Raw genomic sequence first — 22,847 nt, 5'->3', positions numbered from 1 at the left:
GTCCTGGAGACAGCCCGACCCGGAGAGCCAGTGCTGTGAAGTAGCGGATTGTCGCGCCCTGGAGTAGCAGATATCCTACAAATGGTGGGTGTCGTCGTTCTCCCTCGTTTTCCAGTCCATTTGCAGCCTCACATAGCGTCCAGTTGCATCCTCAAGCGCCGGCCAATTGTATCCAGGACCTACTTTGTTCACGGGCCTGGGCTGTTGCCGCGGCGTCTGGAGTGGAAACTCCCGGGACACGCCCTTCATCCAGCGTTGGCCCAGATCGGCCGCTTTGAGCATCAGGGCTTCGGCCGAGCCGATCGCGTGATGGTAGTGGTTCTCGGTCCTCTTCACCCGCCGCCATCATTCGTGCGAGTGGCTGTGACTTAACCCCGTTGTTCAATGCCGGGCATACGTAAGATTGACGTACTCATTCTATTGAGTAAAAATACTCAACATGATGAGTAAATCATTCGAAGTCTTTCAGCGGTCCCAAGGCACCGAGCTTTCCCGTCGCCTGGCAGAGCCGCGACGATGGATCCAGATCGTCACCGGGGCGCGGCAGGTGGGCAAGACCACGCTGGTTCAGCAGGTGACGGATGCGATGGATTTGCCCGTGCGATTCGCCAGCGCCGACGAGCCCTCTCTGAGGGACCGCGATTGGCTCGTATCCCAGTGGGAGGCAGCCCGGTTCGAGTTGGCTGAGGCTGGCGGGATCCTGGTCATCGACGAGGTCCAAAAGGTCGAGCAGTGGTCCGAGGTCGTCAAGAAGCTGTGGGACGAAGACAGCCGCAAGGAGCGCCCGCTCAAGGTGGTGCTGCTGGGCTCGGCGCCGCTCTTGCTTCAACAGGGCCTGACCGAGAGCCTCGCGGGACGTTTCGAGACGCTTCACCTGCCGCACTGGTCCTTTTCGGAGATGCGCCAGGCTTTCGATTTTTCCCTGGAAGACTATCTGTATTACGGCGGGTACCCCGGTGCCGCGCCGCTGGCCGGTGAGCCTGAGCGCTGGCGCCGCTACGTTCTGGATGCCCTGGTCGAAACCACGATTGCCCGCGACGTCTTGCTGCTGACCCGGGTAGACAAACCGGCGTTGATGCGTCGTCTGTTCGAGCTCGGTTGCCGATTTTCAGGGCAGGTGCTGTCCTACACCAAGATGCTGGGGCAACTGCAAGACGCCGGTAACACCACGACGCTGGCCCACTACCTGGAACTGCTCGAGGCGGCCGGCATGCTCACTGGCCTGCAGAAGTACGCCGGCAACGCTGTGCGCCAGCGCGGGTCCAGCCCGAAACTGCAGGTATTCAACACCGGGCTGATGACCGCCATGTCCGGTCTGAGTCCGGAGCAGGCCCGCGCCGATGGCGAATTCTACGGTCGACTGGTGGAGTCGGCGATCGGCGCCTACCTGGTCAATGAGGCCGCGCGTGGCGTCTGCGAACTGTACTACTGGCGCCAGGGCGACCGGGAAGTGGATTTCGTCGTGCGGGCCGGGCAACGCCTGTACGCCATCGAGGTCAAGAGCAGCATCCGGCGCGATGCCCTGTCGGGAGTGGCTGCTTTCCGAAAGGCCTTCGAGCCGGACCGAAGCCTGCTAATTGGTGCTGACGGTATCGACCTGGCACAGTTTCTTTCACGCCCACTCGAAGACTGGGTCGATTCGTGACCATGAAGACAATGAAAACAAAAAAGCCCATGACGATCATGGGCTTTTCACGGCCTGGCGGCCTGTATTCGGTGGTGGGCGATGCTGGGATCGAACCAGCGACCCCTGCCGTGTGAAGGCAGTGCTCTCCCGCTGAGCTAATCGCCCGAAGACCGGCTATTTTAGGGTGGATCGGGGCCAAGGGCAACCACTGCGGGATCTGGTCCGGGGTGCCGCACCGTTTCCGATTTGCGGCCCCGGCCGGTGTTAGCATTCGACCTTTCATCGATCGATTGCCATCCCTGCAGGAATGAACGATTCCAGCCATACCGTCGGCGGCGCCATCCGGATGCGGGTGGCGCAGGATAGCCTCGAGGAGACGGGCCGTGCCATGGTCTCCGGCCCGGGACGGGGCCTGCGCCAGGCCCGGCGCGTGGCCGAGTCGCAGACGCGTCGCCTGCCGGCCGAAGATCGCGGGCCGCTGGCCTGCCAGGCCGGCTGCGACTTCTGCTGCCACCTGCGCGTGATGGCCACCGCGCCCGAGGTGCTCGCGCTGCTCGATTTCCTGCTTGAGAACCTCGACGAGGCGGCATTCGCGGCCTTCGAACAGCGTCTCGGCGAGACCGACCGCCGGTTTCGCGATCTGTCCGCCGACGAGATTCTTCGCACCAATATTCCCTGTCCGGCGCTCGTCGATGGGGTCTGTAGCGGCTATGCGGCGCGTCCGCTGAATTGCCGTAGCTACCACTCCACCTCGCGGGCGGCCTGCGAGGATTTCTTCAACCACCCGGAGGACTTCGACCGGGATCATCCGCAGATCAAGGCGCTTGCACACGTGCATCAGGGTGCGCAGGACGGCTTCCTTTCCGCGCTCGAGCGCGCCGGCTACGATGCCCGCCAGTACGAGCTCGTCACCGCCCTGGCCGAAGCGCTGGATGATCTGGAAACGCGCGAACGCCTCGAGGCCGGCGAGACGGTTTTTGAGCGTCCTCTGGGAATCCCATCCGGGTCGTGATCCCAGTGGGCCGGGGCGAACCCGGATGCGCTCGGGCACTATGCGGCGGGTCACTTGGACCCAAGGATCGAAGCATTGGTGCAAGCGGAAGCGTCTGATGATGCGATCTCAATGCCCCTGCGCCAGTCATTCTCGAAGACGTCGCCGAAGATTGCCAGCGCCTGGTAGGTCACCGCGCCCGGACAGGGTTCGAGTCCGGCCCGGTCGCGACTTCTCAGTCAATTGCAAACCGGTCCGCGAAAATCGGATCCAGTTGCAGGGTCGTAGCATTGAAGTCGTCGCTTACCCCGCCAATATCGAGCGTTAGTGTGGTGGTGGTGTTCTGGCTGTCCGCGGTGATCTGGCGCACGGCTACCGCGTCACCGTTGCCGACCGTTGCGGGATCGGATGTGTAGGGACCATCATTGATCGAGTACTCGCAGGTCGCGCTACTGCACCCGATGATTGAAATCGGACTGTCGGTACTGATGCCGCTGACGGTGATGGTGTTTGAGACTGCTTCGGCGTTCGTTTCAAGATCGAACTGGTCCTCAAAGGTGAATGCATCGGGGATCATGTCTGGAGGCGTTCCGATGAATTTCCCCAGAACATTGGGCGCCTCGCCGACATCGACGGCTGTGACGACGAAGTCGCTCTTTGTGTCGATCACCGAGACGTCGTCACTGCCGTTGTTCGATGCATACACACGACTGCCGTCCGGCGATACGGCAATCCCGGACGGTATGGCGCCGACCGCAATGTTGTCGACGACATCATTGGTTGTGGTGTCAATGATCGAAATTGAGTTCTGGCTGCTGCTAGCCGCATAGATTCGAGTGCCATCCGGAAGTGATGCAATGCCGAGGGGCGACGACGTGGCAATGCTGTCAATCACGGCATTGGTGGCCGTGTCGATTACCGAGATGAAATTGTCATCGAAGTTGGATACATAAACCCTGGAACCGTCAGGAGTCACCGCAAGGGCGATGGGGCGCGCCCCGACCGTTATGGTCTCCACGACCGAGTTGTCGGTCGTGTCGATGATCGAGATGCTGTTGCCAACGGAGTTGGCCACGTAGACCCGACTGCCGTCCGGCGCAATGTCGATACCCATTGGCGATGCGCCCACGGAAACGGTATCGGAAACGGTGTTGGTACCCGCGTCGATGACCAGCACGGTTCCAAGACCAAGGTCGGAGGCATATACCCAATCGCTGTCCGGGCCGACCACAACGCCCAGGGGCGCGCCGGCAACCGCGATGGTGTCGGAAACCGTGTTGGTTGCGGTATCGATCACCGATATGCTGGCACCATCACGGTTGGCCACATACACTCGGTTGCCTTCCGGTGCCACGGCGGCCCCGATGGGGGCGTTTCCGACATCGATCGTGGCAGCAACCGACTGGTCGGACGTATCGATGACCGAGACCGTGTTGTCGCTTTCGTTCGTGACATAGGCAAACGGCGTTGCCGACAGCGAGGCCGGAAAAGTGCTGCACAGAACAAGCAGCAGACAAGCAGGAACCCTATTCATCCTCGAAGCGGTCTGCGAAGATTCCGTCGCTGAAGAACTCGAAGGCGCCGATATCGCAGGCGCTCGAGCCCGGCCCGGGGCGGGGGATGCCGCGCTGATCAAGGTCAATGCTGAAGTCGGCACCGCAGTCACCCGCGGCGTCGATGGCCACGCTGTCGGCGCCCAGCGCGTGGGTCAGCGTCGGGCCGCCGTTGTCGGCCAGTGGCTGCAGGTCGATATCGGCCAGGTTGGTGGACGTACCGGTGCAGCTGTTGTCGGTGGCCAGGGTGTTGGAATGGTTGTCGGCCTGGGCATTGCAGGCGGTTTCGCCGGCCTCTGCCTGGAAGATCATGCTGTTGTTCAGGGAAAGTTGGTCGCTGGAATCGCTACTTCCAAAGTCAATCCCGTCGGCGCCAGCGCCTGCCGCATTGAAGGCAACCGTGGTGTGAGTCAGGTTGGCGGAGGCACCGCTTACCCGGATGCCGGCCCCGGATTCCCCGGACGAGTTGCCGGAGACCGTGCTGTTGACGAGCTCCAGACTCGCCTCTCGGGAATTGATTCCGCCGCTAGGTCCATCTGCCGAGTTGCCGGACACAGTGGTGTTGAGCAGTGTGAGGCTGCCGACTTGGCCACTGCCACTAATTAGCTCGAAGTACAAACCACCGCCGCTTCCCTCGGTCGCTACATTGCCGGAGATTGTGCAATCAACTAGATTGAAATCGCCTTCCCCGAAGAAGATTCCGCCTGCCATGACTGAGTCTTCCTGGTCCTCACCTTTTGAAGCAGTATTGTCAGTAACGGTGACTCTGGTCAGCAGTCCACTCTCCGCATCGAATTTCGCACCGCCGCCTGACCCGCCTGAGTTGCCGGAAATGATCACATCCGTCAACTCTACGGTGCCGCCCAGGATGCTGATGTTCAGCCCACCGCCACCGTTACTTTGATTGGGCGCATACGAGGCCGAATTGTTGGAAACAATGCTGTTGCTGATGACCGCTGAAGCAGAGTCACCGAATACGGAAAAACCGCCACCATATCCCCGGCTCGAAATCGTGTTCTCCGAGATCGTGGTCCCGGACATCGCGAGGTTGCCGTCATACACACGAAAACCGGCCCCGGTACCGACCAACCCCGGGTCGATCGAGTTTCCCGTAATCGTGGAATCGGTGATCGTCAGATCACCGTCGAATACGCTGAGTCCACCACCGGCTGCAACGATACCACTTGTGCTCGCCGCATTTCCTGCAACCGTGACGCCATGGAGCTCGACATCGCCATAACGGGCATAGACGCCAGCGCCCCCGGTCTGGCTTGGAGTTGCTTCGGTTGTATTGTTGGAAACCGTTACGTGATTCAGATTCAGATCGGCAAAGTACACATGGACCGCGCCACCCGGTGTACCCGATTCGAACCCGTTGGTCAGGGTCATCCCCGTCACGTCGACCGCAAACTCGCTGGCAGTCGCGCCTTCGATGAACAACAGCCGCGACTGGGCATCACCATCGATCACGATGCCGCCGGCATCGTCGGCCACGGGTCCGGTGATCGACAGATCATCGGTAATCTCGAGCTGACCTTCGGCGAGCGTGATCGTGGACTCGGCCAGGCTCGGGTCGAACACGATTTCGTCGAGGCCCGAACTGCCGGAGGCGCAGGCATCGAAGGCCGTGTCGGTGTTGGCCGACTCGACGGCGGCGCGCAGGGTGCAGGCGCCCGGGGAAGTGCCAAGTGCACCGTCGGCGCTGGAGTCCACGGTGATGGTGGCTGCATGCGCGATACCACCCCCGAGTGCCAGAGACAGCGCAATGGCCCGGGCAAGCGGGTGAACGGCGGGTGTGCGATCGGGTGTGTGGGGTTGCTTGGATCTATTCATTGTCGACCTCGGCGTCGTGGGTCATTAAAAGCATCTAGTTCTCGAAGCGGTCTGCGAAGACTCCGTCGATAAAGAACTCGAAGGCGCCGATATCGCACGCGCTCGAGCCCGGCCCGGGACGGGGGATGCCGCGCTGGTCAAGGTCGATGCTGAAGTCGGCACCGCAGTCACCCGCGGCGTCGATGGCCACGCTGTCGGTGCCCAGCGCATGAGTCAGCGTCGGGCCGCCGTTGTCGGCCAGTGGTTGCAGGTCGATATCGGCCAGGTTGGTGGACGTACCGGTGCAGCTGTTGTCGGTGGCCAGCGTGTTGGTGTGGCTGGTGGCCTGGGTGTTGCAGGCGGTCTGGCCCACTTCGGCCTGGACGATCAGGCTGTTATCGAAGAACAATTGGCTGCCATGAATACCGTCTGCGCCGGAATCCGCGGTGTTGTTGGCAACGGTCGAGTGAACCAGGCTGAGCTGGGCAGCCTGTATGCCGCCACCGGAGGCCCCGGAGGAGTTACCCGAAACCGTGCTGTTTCGAAGCTCGAAACTGGAGCCCTGCGTGCCTCCGAGTCCGTGAATCCCGCCGCCGTATGATGCGGCGGAGTTTCCCGAGACCGTGCTGCCGATCAACGATACCTGGGAGCTGAACCGGGCGGACAGACCACCTCCGACTTGTGGCCTCGACGAGTCAGCAAACTCCGAAGTGGTGTTGTTGGAGATCGTGCTGTTGATAAAAGTGACCGATGATCCATCGATGAACACGCCGCCGCCCCTTCCTGCACTCGTATTCCCGGCAATGGTGACGTTGGTTAGAATGGCGTTGTCCGCGGAAGCAAAGCCAACTCCGCCACCATAGCCAATGCCATCGGCCATCGAATTGTCGGTTATCTCCACATTGGTCAATTCAATGTTGGGTCCGCTGAGACTCAGCCCACCACCACCACCGAAGTCGTTGTTATCAATATCAGTCACGTTTCCCGAGAAAACACTGTCGGATATGATTGCGGAGCCAGTCGCGCGCATTTCCATTCCGGCTGTGATACCCAACGCAAGCGAATTCCCGGAGATCGTGCTATCGGTCATTACCAAGTCACCTTCAGCATATAGTCCACCTCCCCTGGTGAAGACATCTGATATCGACGCATTGCCGGAAACTGTCGTGCCGGTAAGCGTAATTTGACCGTCAACCATGAATACGCCAACTCCAGTGGAGTAGATCCCACCACCAGGCGCCATCGTGTTCTCTGAGATCGTGGAATCCGTAAGTGCAAGGTCTCCATTCATTACCCAGATCCCGGCACCTTGCGCAGCCGTGGATTCCGGCTCCAATGAGTTGCCGGAGATGCTGCTGTTGATGACATCAACATTGCCGTAGCGCGCATACACACCACCTCCGTAGGAGTCCGACCCTTCCGTAGAATTGCCGGAGACACTGGTATGGTTCAGCGTCAGGTCGGCGCGGATGGCATGGATACCACCGCCGGTTTCGTTATCGTTTGTCGTGTGCCCGTTGGTCAGGGTCATCCCCGTCAGGTCGACCGCAAACTCGCTGGCCGTTGCGCCTTCGATAAACAACAGCCGCGACTGCGCATCGCCATCGATCACGATGCCGCCGGCATCCTCGGCCACGGGTCCGGTGATCGACAGATCATCGGTAATCTCGAGCTGACCTTCGGCGAGCGTGATCGTGGACTCGGCCAGGCTCGGGTCGAACTCGATCTCGTCTAGGCCCGCGCCGCCGGAGGTACAGGCATCGACGGCTGAGTCGGTATTGGCCGACTCGATGGCGGCGCGCAGGGTGCAGACACCCGGGGAAGTGCCAGGTGCACCGTCGGCACTGGAGTCCACGGTAATCGTGGCCGCATGCGCCAGCCCACCCCCGAGTGCCAGCGACAGCGCAATGGCTCGGGCAAGCGGGTGAACGGCGGGTGTGCGATCGGGTGTGTGGGGTTGCTTGGATCTATTCATTGTCGACCTCGGCGTCGTTGCTCATTAGAAGCATCTAGTTCTCGAAGCGGTCTGCGAAGACTCCGTCGATAAAGAACTCGAAGGCGCCGATATCGCAGGCACTCGAGCCCGGCCCGGGACGGGGGATGCCGCGCTGGTCAAGGTCGATGCTGAAGTCGGCACCGCAGTCACCCGCGGCGTCGATGGCCACGCTGTCGGCGCCCAGCGCGTGGGTCAGTGTCGGGCCGCCGTTGTCGGCCAGTGGTTGCAGGGCAATATTGGCCAGCCCGGTGGCCGTACCGGTGCAGCTGTTGTCGGTTGCCAGGGTGTTGGAATGGCTGTTGGCCTGGGCATTGCAGGCGGTCTCGCCCACTTCGGCCTGGACGATCAGGCTGTTGTCGAGGGATAGCTGGGATTCGGAGACAAAGTCTGACGGAGGGGCGACGTCGATGCCGTCAGCGCCGGAAGCCGCGGTGTTGTTGGCAATCGTGGTGTGGACCAGCGCAGCGTTGCTGCCATCTGACAGGTGAATCCCGCCGCCTTCATTGTTACTGAAATTGGAGTTTCCAGACACTGTGGAGTTGTGCAATAAAAGATCAGCGGATACGGCAGCTATTCCTCCACCTCGCACTCCGTGATCGGTACTCTCGTTGCTGTTGCCGGATATCGTGGTGTTATTGATGGTGGCGTCGGCAAAGAGCAGTAGCAAACCGCCACCACCGCTTTCGTCGCCACCGTGGTTTCCAGTTGCGGAATTGTTGATGATCCTGCTGTCGTTCAGGGTGAGGTTCGTCCCCTGTACCCAAAGTCCGCCGCCGCCCCTTGCGGCCCAGTTTCCCTCGATTGTCAGGTCGGTGAGAATCATGTTGCCACTCCTCAGCCATACACCACCTCCACCGGTGCTGCTGCCGCTGGTGGAGGAATTGCCGGTGACGACAACGTTGGTTATCTCGACATCCGGGCAGAGAATAGACAGGGCGCCACCGCCGCCGTCTATTGTTGTATTGTCCGAAAAGTTGCTGTCGAGAATGGTCGTTGTCTGACCTGTACCGGTGCTTATAAATAAGCCTCCAGCGTCGGATCGATCGGAGTTTCCGGAAACGGTGCTTCCAATCATGTAAAGACTGCCGTTACCGCTCACATCTGACCCCAGAGCTGCACCGCCCACCGAAGAACCAGCCGAGTTGTCGCTGATCGTACTGTTGATCAGATCCAGATTGCCATCTGGCACCCATAATCCGCCGATATGCCTGTCAGTGGAGTTCCTGATCACTGCACTGTGGGTCAGGCTGAGATTTCCGTTTCGAACGATCATTCCGCCCGCCGAACTAGACGCATCCTCAGTCGCACTGTCGGAAATCGTGACGTGATCCAGGTTGAGGTCGGCGAAATTCACATGCACTGCACCGCCCTCACTGCCTGACTCGAGCCCGTTGGTCAGCGTCACCGCCATCAGATCCACCGCAAACTCACTGGCCGTTGCGCCTTCGATAAACAACAGCCGCGACTGGGCATTGCCATCGATCACGATGCCGCCGGCATCGTCCGTGACCGGTCCGGTGATCGACAGGTCATCTGTGATCTCGAGCTGGCCTTCTGCGAGCGTGATCGTGGACTCGGCCAGGCTCGGGTCGAACACGATCTCGTCGAGGCCCGGGCTGCCGGAGGCGCAGGCATCGAAGGCCGTGTCGGTGTTGGCCGATTCGATGGCCGCACGCAGGGTGCAAGCGCCCGGGGAAGTGCCGAGTGCGCCATCGGCGCTGGAGTCCACGGTGATGGTGGCTGCATGCGCGATACCACCCCAGAGTGCCAGCGACAGCGCAATGGCTCGGGCAAGCGGGTGAGCGGCGGGTGTGCGATCGGGTGTGTGGGGTTGCTTGACGCTATTGAATCTTGTCATGGTCGCCCTCGGCCTCGTCAGTCATTCAATGCCCCCTGTTTCTCGAGGCAGATCATGCCTTTTGGCGGCTGGAGGCCGTTAGCCTGAAAAGCTCGAATCCTGTTCCGTTTGGTCCAGAGCGCATTCGGACCAGATGGAACAGCATTTGGACCGAAAGGAGTAGTCGGCGCTTTTCATTGGCGCTATGGTCTGGGGCACCATGGTCCGTCCGGCTGACATTTCTGTGCGATCTCCATTGCAACTGGTGGGGTTTGTGATGTCGCTGTGGCTGGCGGCCAGCGCCGCTGCGGAGGTGGACCCGGACTACGTGACGAGCACGCTGACCGTGGCCGACGGTTTGCCGGTCAACGCGACCAATGCGGTCCGGATCGGTCCCCAGGGCTATTTATGGGTGGCCACCTGGGACGGCCTGGCGCGCTATGACGGGGTCAATCTCGAGCGCTATCGCACCGACACGCATCCTGAACTGCCCTCCAATCGCCTGATCGACCTGGCCGTGGATGCCGACGGCGTGCTGTGGTTGTTTGCCGAGAACCAGCGCATCGGCCGGGTGCGCGAAGGTCGGGTGAGTGCGCTCGATGAGGATACGGCACAGTCCCTGGGCGCGGTGCTGGCCCACCGGATCGACCAGCGTGGTCGGCTGTGGCTGGGCACATCCCGGGGCGTATTCCTGGCCCGGGACGGCGCGCTCGAAGCGGTTTGCCGCGTCGATGAATCGGTGCGCATTCAGGATCTGGCGCCGGGGCCGGGCGGGACGGCGTTTCTGGCCACAGCCGACTCGGGTCTGTTGCGCTGTAAAGACGAGGGGGTCGAGCCTGTTTCCCCGATCCTTGAACAACCGCCGACCATGGCCTCGGTTCATTACCTTGACGGCTCGGTCTGGGTCCTCGATGGCGAAGGTGTGCACCGTATCGACGATGGCAGGCGGCACACGCTGAGAACCTGGTCGGAGACCGGGCGATCGGGGCTGACCTGGGGACGTCTCGAAGTCGTTCGGGGCCGCCCCTGGGCACGCACCGAAGAAGGGGTGTTCACCCTGGATGACGAAGCGTTCAGATCGGTATTGCCCGCCGCAGATGTAAGTGGCTGGATCCCGGGGTTTACCCGTGTGGGGGAAGACGAGGATGTCTGGCTGGCCCATGGCAGGAGCGTGTATCTCGGCGGTGAGCGGGTTGCGGAACTCGAACACAAGATCAACGGATTCGAAGTTGCCGGGGATGGCACCGTGTGGCTGGCCACGAACGGCGGCGGCGTGGTGCAGCTGCACCGCCGGATCGGCCGGGTTTTTGCCGACATGCTGCCCGCGGCGGGAAGGAACCTGTATGCCGTGGCGCCGTCCCCGACAGATCCGGACAGGATCTGGCTTGGCGGTGTGCGCAGTGGTTTGATGGTGGTCGAGGACGGGCGAATCCGGCAGTATCCCGAGACCGGCCTGGAAGCCGACGACGGCAGTATCTGGGCCATTCTCGAGGATCGCGATGGCCGACTCTGGCACGGCGGCACCCTGTTGTGCCGACGCCTGTCGGACGATTCCTGCGACCTGACCGACCTGCCACCTGAGCTGGTGGCCACCGACGGGCCCGGGCGCGAGATCCGACTTCTGATGCAGGATCGCTCGGGGACGATCTGGATCGGTGCGGGCGCCGGCCTGTATCGCCATGAGAACGGACGCACGCGCCGCATCGAGGCCTCGCCGGCAGCCACCATCCGGGCCGGACTCGAGCGCGACGACGGCTCCATCTGGTTCGGAAGCAACGGTGCCGGGCTGTTTCTCTGGCGCGACGGACAATTGCACGAGGTCGCCGGCGAATCCTCCGGCGACGAACGGCTGATTCGCAGTCTGTACGAGGACGACCTGGGCGTGCTCTGGGTCGGTACGGAAGACCAGGGGCTGCTGCGCCTGGAGCTGGATGACTCCCGGGGCGAGGGCGCGCCGGTAATCATCGGCCAGCGCCAGTTCGGTCCGCAGGAGGGCCTGTGGGACAACGTCATCCACTATGTCGGGGAGGATGACCGGGGGCGGTTGTGGATGAACAGCAACCGCGGCATATTCTGGATCGAACGCGAGCGACTGGATAGCTACCCGCCCGGCTCGGACGAGCGCCTGCCGGTGGTCGGCTATGGCGAAGCGGACGGCCTGCTCAGTCGCGAGGGCAATGGTGGCGCCCACAATTCAGGCCTGCTCGACGACGATGGAGGCCTGTGGCTACCGGGCCAGGCCGGACTGGTGCATATCGATACCACTCGTGTGGAACGGGACGCGCGGCCGCCGCAGGTGGTGATTGAAAGCGCGCGGTTCGGTGAAGATCAACGCCGGGTCCAGCCCGCGGAAGTCCAACTGCCGGCCGGCCGGCGCGACCTGGCGGTGAGCTATGGTGCGGCGCTGTTCCGTCACGGCGAACGCGCACGTTTTCGTTATCGCCTGGCCGGGTACGACGACTGGCAGGAGGCCGGGCGGCGGCGCGAAGCCTTCTATACCAATCTGCCGGCCGGCGAGTACCGGTTCGAGGTCATGGCCGCCAGCGCCGATGGTGTCTGGAGCGAGCAGCCGGCGACGATGACGGTGCAAGCGGCGGCGCGCTACTACGAGCAGCCGTGGTTTCTGGCGCTGGTCGTGCTGATGCTGGCGGGCCTGGTGGTTGCGGGCTGGCGCTGGCGCCTGGCCGGCCTCAAGGCGCATTCCGAGCAGCTCGAGCGCGAGGTCGATGAACGCACCAGAGACCTGCATCGCGAGCAGGAAGCGACCAGTCAGGCCCTGGCCGAGGTGGCCCGCCAGGCTGATCGTTTGCGCGAACTGGACGCGGCCAAATCGCGTTTTTTCACCAACCTGAGCCACGAACTGCGCACCCCGCTGACCCTGATCGTCGGTCCGGCCGGACAGACCCTGGAACAGTTTCCGGCCATGGAGCCGGCCAGGGTCAAGGACAAACTGCGTGCCATCCGTGACAATGGCGAACGGCTGCTCGACCTGGTCAACCAGATCCAGGCGCTGTCGCGGCTGGAAGCCGGCTATCGCCCCCTGAAGACGGCCGGTGGCGACCTGGCCGCACTCTGCCGTGAACTCATCGGACGATTCACGCCCATGGCGGGACAGCGGGATATGCAGCTGATCGGTCCGGCGGCGGATTCAGTGTGTGTCTGCGAGTTCGATCACGACGCGCTCGACAAGATCCTGGCCAATCTGCTGGGCAACGCGCTGCGTCATTCGCCCGACGGTGGTCGCGTCGCGCTGAGCCTGCGAACGGTCACGGGCGGGGTGGTCGCCAGCGTGGCCGACGAGGGCCCCGGCATTCCACCCGAGCGGCTCGACAAATTGTTCGATCGCTTCTACACCGCCGATCACGAAGGCGCCGGTTCCGGTATCGGCCTGGCGCTGGCGCGCGAACTCGCCCACCTGCACGGCGGTGATCTCACCGTCCGTAGCTCGATGGGGCGGGGCAGTGTATTCAAGATGGTCCTGCCAGTGGAAGTCGAGCGCTGGCAGGAGGGCGCATCCGGCGAACCCGAGCCGACGCCGGAACTGACCCCCAGCGGTGGTGTTCCGGTCCTGCCCGACGAGGAGCGCACGACCGTTCTGGTTGTGGAAGACGAGGCAGGGGTGCGCGATTTCGTGATTGACTGCCTGGCGGCCGACTACCGGGTGCTGGCCGCCGACAATGGCCTTGCCGGCCTGGAGACGGCCCGGCGCGAACTGCCCGACGTGATCGTCTCCGACATCATGATGCCGACCATGGATGGCATCGAACTCGCGCGGCACCTCGCCAGCGAACCGGCCACGCGTGCCCTGCCGGTCATCCTGCTCACCGCCCGGACCACGACCGAGGATGAACTGGAGGGGCTGGCATCCGGTGCGGTCGACTACCTGACCAAGCCGTTTGCACCCGAGATTCTCCAGGCGCGTGTGCGGCGCATGCTGGGTTTCGCCCGCCGGTTGCGCGAGCAGCTGCGCATCGAGCGCGTCGATCGGGCGCGGCTCGCCGAGAGCGATGAGGACACGCCGGACCTGACCGCCCGGCTGGAGCGCCTGGTGCTGACCCGCCTGGACGATGAAACGCTCGATGTCCAGCATCTGGCCGAGGCGCTTCACATGAGCCGCAGCCGGCTCAAGCGCGCCATGAACAAGGCCGGCCTGCCGCCACCGGCGACTTTCGTTCGTAACCTGCGCCTGCGCGAGGCCGCTTATTTGCTCGAACGTCGCCGGGGCAATGTCAGTGAAGTGGCTTATGCGGTGGGCTTTGCCAGCGTGTCCCATTTCACGCGCCGCTTCCGGGAGTATTTCGGCACCACGCCGTCGGAGTATGCAAGCCAGCATTCGGTTTGATACGTTTATCCAGAATCAACGTTTCCGATACTCGGCCCGGTCAACCGAGATGGTCAGTATCGGAGGGTTGAAGTCCGTGACGAGACCACGGCCTTCCGCTCAGTCTATTCTCCGAGGAGTGTGTTTCTGCCTCGACCGGCGACTACGGGTCGACTGGCTGCACTCGACTCCGGGCGTTGCTGTCGGGATCGATGGTCGGAATCCGTAGTTTTATTGCAAATCATGTTCAGGAGGCAAACTGATGTCCAAGCGAAACCTGCTGTTGCTCTTTGTGGTGATGTTCTGGCTGATCGGCTGTGCCACCACGGCTCCCGTGCTGGAAAGCCCGCGCCAGGTCAGCGTGCCGGCCGCGGCGGATGCCGGGGATGTTGAAGACGCGGTGATCGACGCCCTGCGCACGCGGGGTTGGGCGGTTGCCGAACGCAGTGACGGTCGTATCGTGGCCGATCTGAACGTGCGCGCCCACTTCGCGCGGATCGACATTCGCTACGACGCGGACTCGGTGACGCTCGAGTACGTGGATTCGCGCAACCTCGAGTACGAGGTCGTCGAGGGTGAAGAGCGCATCCACGGCAATTTCAATAGCTGGATGACCAACCTGGTCAATGACATCCAGCGCTCCCTGAGTTTCGTCGAATAGTCTCGCCGCCGCCTACCTGTTCTCGGACTCGATCAGTCGGTAGGCGGCGGGAATCACCACCAGGGTCAGCAGGGTCGCGGCCAGCAGGCCGGAAATGATGGCCCAGGCTAACGGCGGCCACAGCGTTGACTGGGTAAAGGTCAGCGGCAGCAGGCCGACGATGGTCGTCGCCGTGGTCAGCAGGATCGGCCGGATCCGGCGGCCCACGGCGCCGGCGACGGACTGCTCTACCGTCAGGCCTTCGCCGCGGTTGGTCTGGATGACGTCGATGAGGACGATGGCGTTGTTGACGACGATGCCGATCAGGGCGACCACGCCCAGCATGGCGGTAAAGCTGAACGGCTGGCCCGAGAGGATCAGGCCCGGCACCACGCCGATGGCCGCCAGGGGCACCGTCAGAAGCACCAGCCCGACCAGGCGGAAGGAGTTGAACTGCCACAGCAGGAAGCCGATCAACATCACGACGCCGATCGGCAGCGAGCTGAACAGCGCGCTGTTGGCGCTGTCGGCCTCGGCCGCCGAGCCGCCCTGTTCCATGCGCACGCCGGACGGAAGCTCGAGTTCGTCGAGCCGGGGCTGCAGGTCACTCACCACTTCGTTGTAGGTCACCGCTTCGGTCGTCTCGGCCAGCACCGAGGTCATGCGCTGCAGGTCGCGGTGGTGAATCACGGCCGGCTCCAGGCCCAACTCCACCTGCACGAACTGATCCAGCGCAACCGGACCTTCGGCGGTGGGGACCTGCAGCCCGGCCAGTGCGCGCTCGGGCATTCCCTCGCCCTCGGGGCTTCGCAAGCGGATCGGCACCGGTTCGCGGCCCTCCCGCCAGGTCGAGATCCGCGTGCCGAAGCTGGCCTGGGCAAGCACGCGGGCGATGTCGGAGCGGTTGATGCCGTGGCGTGCCGCTTCGGCGTCGTCGATGGTGAAGGTCAGCGTGGGCATGCCGTCGCCGAGCTTGTGGCGCACGTCGCGTGCGCCGGGCGTGGTGCGCACCTCGGCCATGACCTGCCGGCTGGCGCGTGCCAGCTCGGCGGGGTCCTCGCCGTAGAGCAGCACCTCGATGGGCGCGTCCACGGGCGGGCCCTGGCCGAGCCGGTGGGCGACGACCTGGGCATCGGGAACGCGTTCGGGCACGAAGCGGTCGATCCAGTCCATCACGGCCGGAAGCCGGGAGTCGTCGTCGGTGACCACGACCAGGCGCGCCAGGTGCGGTGAGCGCGGAATCTCGATCAGGTTGTAGAAAAAGCGCGGGCCGCTAAAGCCGGCGAAGTGATGGACGGCCTGTACGCCGTCGATGCCCTCCATGGAGGCAGCCAGGTCGCTGGCCTTCAGCGCGGTGTGCTCCAGCCGCGTGCCTTCGGCGAAATACAGGTCGACGATGAGCTGGTTACGGTCGGTGCTGGGGAAGAAATCGCGCTGCATGAAGCCGCTGATGCCGAGCGCGCCGATTACCAGCAGGGCGGTGACGGCCATTACCGGCCAGGGCCGGGTCACGGCGATATGGCCGAGGCGCCGGCCCACATTCTCGAGACCGGCCGAGGTGTTGCCCTCGCCGGGCTTGAGCACCGCGGCGGCGACCGCCGGGGTGACCAGCACGGCATAGAGGTAGCTCACGACCAGGATCAGCATCACCATGATCGGAATGCCGCGCGTGAAGTCGGCGGTGTCGCCGGTCGACAGCAGCAGCGGCGTGAAAGCCGCCAGGGTGGTGCCGGTGGCGGCCGCCAGCGGACCGGCCAGGTCGGCCACGGAGGCAACGGCCGCCTGGGTCCGGCCCTTGCCGCGGTCGAGATGCCACTGCAGGTTCTCGACCATCACGATGGCGTTGTCGACCAGCATGCCCAGGGCGATGACCATGCCGGCGATCGCCATCTGGTGCAGCACGCCGCCGCCCATCGCGTAGACAGCCAGGCCGCTGAGGGTGACCACGGGCAGGAGCGTGGCCACCACGAAACCCAGGCGGGGCCCCATGGTCAGCAGCAGAACGATGGCCACCACGCCCACGCCGATCAGCAGCGATCGGCCGAGTTCGGCGATGCGCTTTTCCACCCACAGCGGCTGGTAGAACATCTCGCGAATCTCCAGCGGCGCGTAGTCCGGGCGGAGCTCGTCGACGATCGCGCGCGCATCGCGGCCGAACTTCACGGCGTTGAGACGGTTCTCCGGGATGACGATGCCGAGTCCGATGGCCGGCTCGCCGTTGAACCACATGCGCTCGACCGCCGGTTCTTCGGGGCCGAGCTCGATGCTGGCGATCTCGCTCAGCGGCACGATCTGGCCGGATTGGGTGCGAATCGGCGTCTCGGCGAGTGCGGCGATGTCGTTGAAGTCGGTTTGCGGGCGCAGGATCAGGCTGCGCCCGCCGCTGGCCAGCGTGCCGCCGGGCATCACCCGGTTGCGCTCGGTGAGCTGATCGGCCAGGGACTGCATGTCGATGCCGGCGGCCATGCCCTGCGCGTCGTCGAGGCGCACCACCAGCTGTTCTCCCGGATGGGCGAGCAGGTCGATGCGACCGACGTTGGGGATGCGGAACAGCTCGCGCTTGAGCTCGCGTGCGGCATCGAGCAGTTCCAGCAGGTCGTCGGAGCCGGTGACGGCCAGGACGATGCCGTGGGTTTCCATCGAGCGATCCTCGATGGCGGCCGGGCCGGCGCCGTCGGGAAAGCGCTGCTCGGCGCGCTCGACGGCCACGCGAATGCGGTCCCAGACCGCGTCGGTGTCGTAGACGTGCTGGTGCATGCCCACGATCAGGTGGGCGAAGCCCAGCCGGGCGGTGCCGCGAATTTCGTTGACTTCCTCGACGCCGGCGATTTCTTCCTCCAGCGGGTCGAGCACGAGGCGCTCGATCTCGGCCGGCTCCGCGCCCGGCCAGCTCACCTGGACATTGCCGTAGCGAAAGGGAAAGAAGGGGTCTTCCTGGCGGTCCATGCCCAGCCAGGCGGCCAGGCCGATCACCGACAGCATCACCACGCCGGTGAGGATCAAGCGCCGCCGATGCAGTGCGGTCTGCATGAACTTCATCGCAGCACCCGCACCCGCTCGCCGTCGAGCAACTGGCCGTGCCCGGCAATGACCACCTCGTCGCCGGGCTCGAGTTCCCCGTCGACGCGCACGCGCCCGCCGTCGAGTTCACCCGGGATGACGCTGACCAGTTCGGCGCGATCGTCGCTCAGCCGGAAAACGTGCGGCAGGCCTTCACCGGTGTCGATCAGGGCATCGAGGGGCACGGTCAGTCGCTCGCCGTTGGTCCAGGACAGCTCGACATGCACGGCCTGTCCCGGCGACCAGTCGGGCCAGGCGGTCTCGGGCAATTCGACGACGGCGGTGGCGGCCCGCCCGGGAGCGGGCAGGCCGATCTCCCGGATTCTTCCGCTCAGTTGCGGCCCGCCGGCGAGCCGGCGCACCGATACGGACTGGTCCACGTCAATCGATTGGGCCTGGCGGGCCGAAAGATCGACGGCCACTTCGAGCTGCTCGGGCGCGCTGATCGACAGGATCGTCTGGCCGGGACTGACGAATTGGCCCGGTTCGACCGGCAGGGCGACCACGCGCCCGGCGAAGGGCGCGCGGATGGTGGCTTCAGCGAGCTGCTCGCGCGCCTCATCCAGGCTGGCCTGGGCCTGGCTGCGCGCCTGGCGGGTGGCGTTGCGCTGGGCGCGCACCCGGTCGAGCTCGTCGGTCGATATCAGGCCGCGTTCGTGCAGGTTGGTCAGGCGCTGGGTTTCGCGTTCGAGGCGCTCGAACTGCTCGTCGAGCTCCCGAACCCGGGCCTCGGCACCCGTTACGCCGGGCATCAGCGCCGGGTTGTTCAGGATGGCCAGGGCCTGTCCCGCGCTGACCGGTTCGCCGCGCTGCACCAGGCGTTCGGCCAGCAGGCCGCTGTGCAGGAAGGCCAGGTCGGCGCGCTCGACCGAGCGGGTCACACCCGGCAGGCGAAGCCGCACGGGCGGCTTGCCGTCCTCGATGGCGGCGACGCGAACCGCTTGCCCGGACTCGGGCGGCTGCCCTTGCGCGTCCGGCTCGCCGGAGCAGGCGGCGGTGCCCGCAATCAGTCCGATCAGGGCGAGGATGGAGAATAGGCGCCGGGCCGCAGACTGCAAACTGGCCGGCCGGTCAGTTATCGGGTCGTGGATGAAGTTTGCGAGGTTCATGATCGATGGGTCTCAGTTGCCGTCGGATTCCGGACTGGGCGCCCTGGGCGCCAGGCCGTCCATGAAGATCTTGAGGAAATCGTCGAGGTACTCGTCATCGCTGCCGATGCCCTCCCAGTTCTTGTGCTGGGGTCGCACCTCGAACCACTGCGAGCAGGCGTGGATGAACACGGTAACGACGTGGGTCGGGTTGACGTCGGAGCGCAGCAGCCCGGCCTCCTGCGCCTCACGCACGCGGCGCGCGCCGAGGGCCACCAGTTCGGCGTCCATTTCGTTGCAGGCCGTGTCGCCCTCGAGGTGCATCCAGGTGAACAGCCGCACGACCTTGGGGTTTTCCTGCAAAAAGCGGAAGTAGCGGATGACGCCGTTGCGCAGTAGTCCCGAATCCGGCGTTTCGGCGCCTTCGAGCTCGTCCTTCTGGCCTTCGTAATAGCGCGCGAAGGCAGCTTCCTTCACGGCATCCCACAGGCCTTCCTTGGTGCCGAAGTGATGGTGGATCAGGCTCTTGGTCACGCCCGAGCGCTCGGCCAGCTCGCGCATGCTCACGGCGGCGAAGCCGCGGTCGACGAACAGGTCGAAACCGGCCTGCAGGATGCGGGAGCGGGTGAGTTCCGGGTCGCGGGTGGCGGGATCGTTCATGCTGGCGATTCTATCATTGACTGACCGACCGGTCAATTAGACGCACTTGTTTCGCCTTCGAAAAAGTGAAAAAAATTTCGGCACAGGCTGTCATGTTTCGGCCGGAATTTACGTAAAAGCAGGCACGAGCAAAGAAACTGGCCAGTTTTCCAGGGAGGTATTGGCGTGAGCAAGTATCAAACAACGACCAAGTACGAGTTTCGTCAGAACATCAAGCCGAAGATCGCACCGCTGACGGCGGCGGTCAGCGGCGCGCTGGCTGCCGGTTCGCTGCAGGCGGCCACCATCACGGTCGACACGCTCGACGACGGTCTGAGCACCGGGCAGTGTTCGCTGCGTGCGGCGCTTTACGCATCGACGACGAACAGTGATTGGGACGGGTGCCCGGCCGGAGAGTCGGGCCAGGATGCGATCGTCTTCGCTTCCGGGCTGAGCGGAACGATCACGCTCGGTACGGACGGCCTGTACTTCGATGGCTCCACCCTGCCGATCGGGCAGTCGGTCAGCATTGACGGTGACAATGACATCACCATCCAGGGAACCGGCGACGCGCCGGTCTTCTACGCCAAATACAACGATGACGCGGATTACAACGCGGACACCGTGCAGATCGCCCAGGTCACGATTACGGGCGGCGGCGGTACGCGAGGCGGCGGCATCCTTTCCTATGCCAATTCCCTGCAATTGTCCGATGCAACCATCGACGGGAATGTCGTTTCAGAGGCCGGCGGCGGCGTCTGGCACGAACCCTATAGTGGCGCCGGTGAGCTGCTGATGCTCGCCGCGCAAATCTCCGGCAATACGGTCACGGGTACGGCCGGTTACGCTGGCGGTGTCGGCGTGCGCATGCCGGTTCAATCGGACATCCAGATCTCGAGCAGCACTTTTTCCTCCAACGCCGTCGTCAATGGCGGTGGCGGGGGTCTGCACCTCGAACTGAACGACTATGCCTACGTCGATATCAAGTACAGCGATTTCGAGAACAACGCAGCCAAGTACGGCAATGGCGGTGGCATCCAGGCCGACCTTGGCTATGCCACGGTTGATCTCAGCGACAATACCTTTTACAGCAACGATGCCTACTACAGCGGTGGTGGGCTCTACCTGCTGGAAGATCAGAATGCTTTCCAGCAGGCGGACATCTTGCTCGAGAGCAACGAATTCAATGGCAACAGCGCCGGATCAACCGGCGGCGGGGCATCGATCAACGTCCTGTACGGTGATGAAGGCACCATTTCCGATCCGGTCAAGTTCGTCGAGTTCAGCGGCGATCACCAGTTCAGCGGCAACGAGTCCGCCACCGGCGGGGGCGGGCTCTATCTGAACCTGGACGACACGGTCCCGGGCACCCTCGACGGGGTTACCTTCTCCGGCAACAACAACGATTCGGGTGGTGGCGGCGGCCTGCTCGCCCAGGTCAACGCCTCGGAAATCACCTTCCAGAACTCCTCGTTCGACAACAACGCGACCTACAGCGGCGACGGCGGTGCGGTCCGCGCCGTCGTCACCGACGGCGCCTTCTACGGCACCGACGTTTTCGTGGGCCAGAACGAGGCCCAATCCGGAGGCGGCGGCGGGTTCCAGGTCGTCGCCAACAGTTCCGATTTCGGCTTTGAGTATTCCGCGTTCTCCAACAATGTGTCCAGCGGCTGTGGTGGCGGTCTTCGCTTGACCGGCACGCCCAACGAGGCCGGCGTGGGCCACTCGATCTTCTACCAGAACCAGGCCAGTTGCGGTGGGGGCATGAGCCTGTTCGCGAGTTCGGCGGAGAACGTCCTGGTCGAGGTCAAGTACAATGAAATGAGCGGCAACTATGCCAACTCCGGGGGGGCCACGGGTGGCGGCGCCATTTTTGCCGACTTTGGTTCGGGTAGCCAGGTGTTTCTCAAGAACTCCACGGTTTCCGGTAACGGTTCGGCCAACCTCGGCGGCGGTGTTCGTTTCAGGGGCGACATGTCGGCCGAGATCAAGTACTCGACCATCGCCAACAACTATGCCTACGAATACGGCGGCGGGGTCTACAACAGCCTGACGACCTGCAACATCAGCAATTCGATCCTCGCGGGCAACGAGAACCAGACCGGGCTCTACCAGGATCTGCGTGGTACCGAGGACTGCGGTGTTTCCGACTCGCTGCTGGCCGGGGCCAAGTACTCCGACTACGTCGACAACGGCGGCAATATCCTGGACACCAACCCATTGCTCGAACCCCTGGCCAATAACGGTGGCAACGCCGGCTGGACGCATGCCCTGCAGGCCGAAAGCCCCGCCATCGACGCCGGCAGCGCGGGCAGTTTCGCGCCCGACTACGATCAGCGTGGTCCGGGCTTTCCCCGTGTCGTCGGCGCGGCGCTCGACATGGGTGCCTACGAGGCTGCCTCGCAGGCGGACGCTATCTTCAGCGATCGCTTCGAGCAGCCCTGACCGGCGCCTTTCCGCCCCGCCGTTTCGGCGGGGCGGATTCGTGATTATCATTGAAGCTTTGACGATTCAGGAGTGGTGACAATGCTGCGTAAGACCTGGTTGCTACTGGTGGCCGTGACTGTGCTTGCGGGCTGCAACTCGCAGGATGACTCCGACACCGCGCCGGCTTCGTCGCCGGACACGGCGGCAGCCGAATCCGCGCCGGAAGCTTCGAGTTCGGAGCAATCGGGAGCGGCCGAGCGGCCGGTCGAAGAACTGTCCCGGGAGGACCTGCGGGCGATGGCGGATGACCCCGAAGCCATGCAGGAGCTGATGCGCGATCCCGAGCGTCGCACCGCCCTGCGAGAGCGCATGCGCGAACTGCGGCGGGAGCGCACGGATGATCCCGAGCGGCAGGAGCGAAGAGAGGCTATACGTGAACGAGCCGAGGCGTTCCGTCGGGGCGAAGGGGAGTCCGGGGATGGCCAGGCTCTTCGTCGAGGAAGCCGTGCCCCTTGGTGGGAGGACGAATCCATTGCCGGTGCGCTCGAGTTGTCCGACGAACAGACGGCGCAGATTGCCGAGGCGCACGAAGCCTTGCAGGCCACGGCCAGGCAGTCGCGGCAGGAGCTGGTGCAGGCGGCCGAGAACCTGCGTGAGGCCCTGCAGGCCGACGACCGCGAACGGCTCGAGGCGTTGATCGACAGCCGGGTGGCGGCGCTCGATGCGCGTGCGCGCGCCGAAGCCGAATGGATGAGGCAGCTGCTCGATACCCTCGACGAGGCGCAGATGCGCAAGCTGGCCGAGGAGCGGCCGGAGCTGCTTCCCAAGCTGTTGTCTCCGACCCGCTGATTCGCGC

Annotated in this window: 13 protein-coding genes and 1 tRNA gene; 6 read left to right on the top strand and 8 right to left on the bottom strand. The window is 63.9% G+C overall.

Annotation, left to right across the window (positions count from 1 at the left end; all coding sequences use genetic code 11):
- Positions 1 to 439: 439 nt before the first annotated feature.
- Complete coding sequence (locus ACDC67_RS11275; RefSeq protein WP_376693206.1) at positions 440 to 1,645, top strand: ATP-binding protein; 1,206 nt, start codon at positions 440 to 442, stop codon at positions 1,643 to 1,645.
- 72 nt (positions 1,646 to 1,717) lie between these two features.
- On the opposite strand, the gene ACDC67_RS11270 is transcribed toward ACDC67_RS11275, so the two are convergent.
- Positions 1,718 to 1,792 (bottom strand) — tRNA-Val (locus ACDC67_RS11270).
- 142 nt (positions 1,793 to 1,934) lie between these two features.
- Here ACDC67_RS11270 and ACDC67_RS11265 point away from each other — a divergent pair.
- Entirely contained in the window at positions 1,935 to 2,639 is a 705-nt protein-coding gene (locus ACDC67_RS11265) for a YkgJ family cysteine cluster protein (protein ID WP_376693204.1), read from the top strand.
- Positions 2,640 to 2,853: 214 nt separating this feature from the next.
- Here ACDC67_RS11265 and ACDC67_RS11260 read toward each other — a convergent pair whose 3' ends face one another.
- The 4 genes from ACDC67_RS11260 to ACDC67_RS11245 form a co-directional block, all read right to left on the bottom strand.
- Complete coding sequence (locus ACDC67_RS11260; RefSeq protein ID WP_376693202.1) at positions 2,854 to 4,152, bottom strand: YVTN family beta-propeller repeat protein; 1,299 nt, start codon at positions 4,150 to 4,152, stop codon at positions 2,854 to 2,856.
- Positions 4,145 to 5,752: a choice-of-anchor Q domain-containing protein gene (locus tag ACDC67_RS11255; protein WP_376693200.1), complete on the bottom strand. Its 1,608-nt coding sequence runs from the start codon at positions 5,750 to 5,752 to the stop codon at positions 4,145 to 4,147. Before ACDC67_RS11255 ends, ACDC67_RS11260 begins: the two co-directional genes overlap by 8 nt.
- 286 nt (positions 5,753 to 6,038) lie before the next feature.
- Positions 6,039 to 7,958, bottom strand: a complete 1,920-nt coding sequence (locus ACDC67_RS11250) for a choice-of-anchor Q domain-containing protein (RefSeq protein WP_376693198.1) — start codon at positions 7,956 to 7,958, stop codon at positions 6,039 to 6,041.
- Positions 7,959 to 7,992: 34 nt separating this feature from the next.
- Positions 7,993 to 9,708, bottom strand: coding sequence for a choice-of-anchor Q domain-containing protein (locus ACDC67_RS11245; protein WP_376693197.1), 1,716 nt, complete (start codon positions 9,706 to 9,708; stop codon positions 7,993 to 7,995).
- A 385-nt stretch (positions 9,709 to 10,093) separates the two neighbouring features.
- Between ACDC67_RS11245 and ACDC67_RS11240 the strand changes: the two genes are divergently transcribed.
- On the top strand, positions 10,094 to 14,158 hold the full coding sequence (locus ACDC67_RS11240) for an ATP-binding protein (protein ID WP_376693195.1): 4,065 nt from the start codon (positions 10,094 to 10,096) through the stop codon (positions 14,156 to 14,158).
- Between the two features lie 241 nt (positions 14,159 to 14,399).
- Positions 14,400 to 14,798, top strand: a complete 399-nt coding sequence (locus ACDC67_RS11235; RefSeq protein WP_376693193.1) for a hypothetical protein — start codon at positions 14,400 to 14,402, stop codon at positions 14,796 to 14,798.
- Positions 14,799 to 14,810: 12 nt separating this feature from the next.
- Here ACDC67_RS11235 and ACDC67_RS11230 read toward each other — a convergent pair whose 3' ends face one another.
- From ACDC67_RS11230 to ACDC67_RS11220, 3 genes are read right to left on the bottom strand one after another with little or no spacing between them, the layout of a single operon-like run.
- Entirely contained in the window at positions 14,811 to 17,807 is a 2,997-nt protein-coding gene (locus ACDC67_RS11230; protein ID WP_376693191.1) for an efflux RND transporter permease subunit, read from the bottom strand.
- A 5-nt stretch (positions 17,808 to 17,812) separates the two neighbouring features.
- The gene (locus ACDC67_RS11225) at positions 17,813 to 18,946 is read right to left on the bottom strand and encodes an efflux RND transporter periplasmic adaptor subunit (protein ID WP_376693190.1); all 1,134 of its coding nucleotides are present in this window, start codon (positions 18,944 to 18,946) and stop codon (positions 17,813 to 17,815) included.
- Positions 18,947 to 18,958: 12 nt separating this feature from the next.
- Complete coding sequence (locus tag ACDC67_RS11220) at positions 18,959 to 19,585, bottom strand: TetR/AcrR family transcriptional regulator (RefSeq protein WP_376693188.1); 627 nt, start codon at positions 19,583 to 19,585, stop codon at positions 18,959 to 18,961.
- 165 nt (positions 19,586 to 19,750) lie between these two features.
- On the opposite strand from ACDC67_RS11220, the gene ACDC67_RS11215 reads away from it, so the two are divergent.
- Positions 19,751 to 22,009, top strand: a complete 2,259-nt coding sequence (locus tag ACDC67_RS11215; protein WP_376693187.1) for a choice-of-anchor Q domain-containing protein — start codon at positions 19,751 to 19,753, stop codon at positions 22,007 to 22,009.
- 81 nt (positions 22,010 to 22,090) lie between these two features.
- Positions 22,091 to 22,840 (top strand): Spy/CpxP family protein refolding chaperone, encoded by a 750-nt coding sequence (locus ACDC67_RS11210; RefSeq protein WP_376693185.1) that lies wholly within the window; start codon positions 22,091 to 22,093, stop codon positions 22,838 to 22,840.
- The last annotated feature ends 7 nt before the right edge of the window (positions 22,841 to 22,847 follow it).

The organism is Wenzhouxiangella indolica (assembly GCF_042310355.1).
In the GTDB taxonomy this organism is placed as follows: domain Bacteria; phylum Pseudomonadota; class Gammaproteobacteria; order Xanthomonadales; family Wenzhouxiangellaceae; genus Wenzhouxiangella.
Note: the sequence above shows the minus strand (reverse complement) of the source record. Positions and strands in the feature narration are given on the sequence as shown.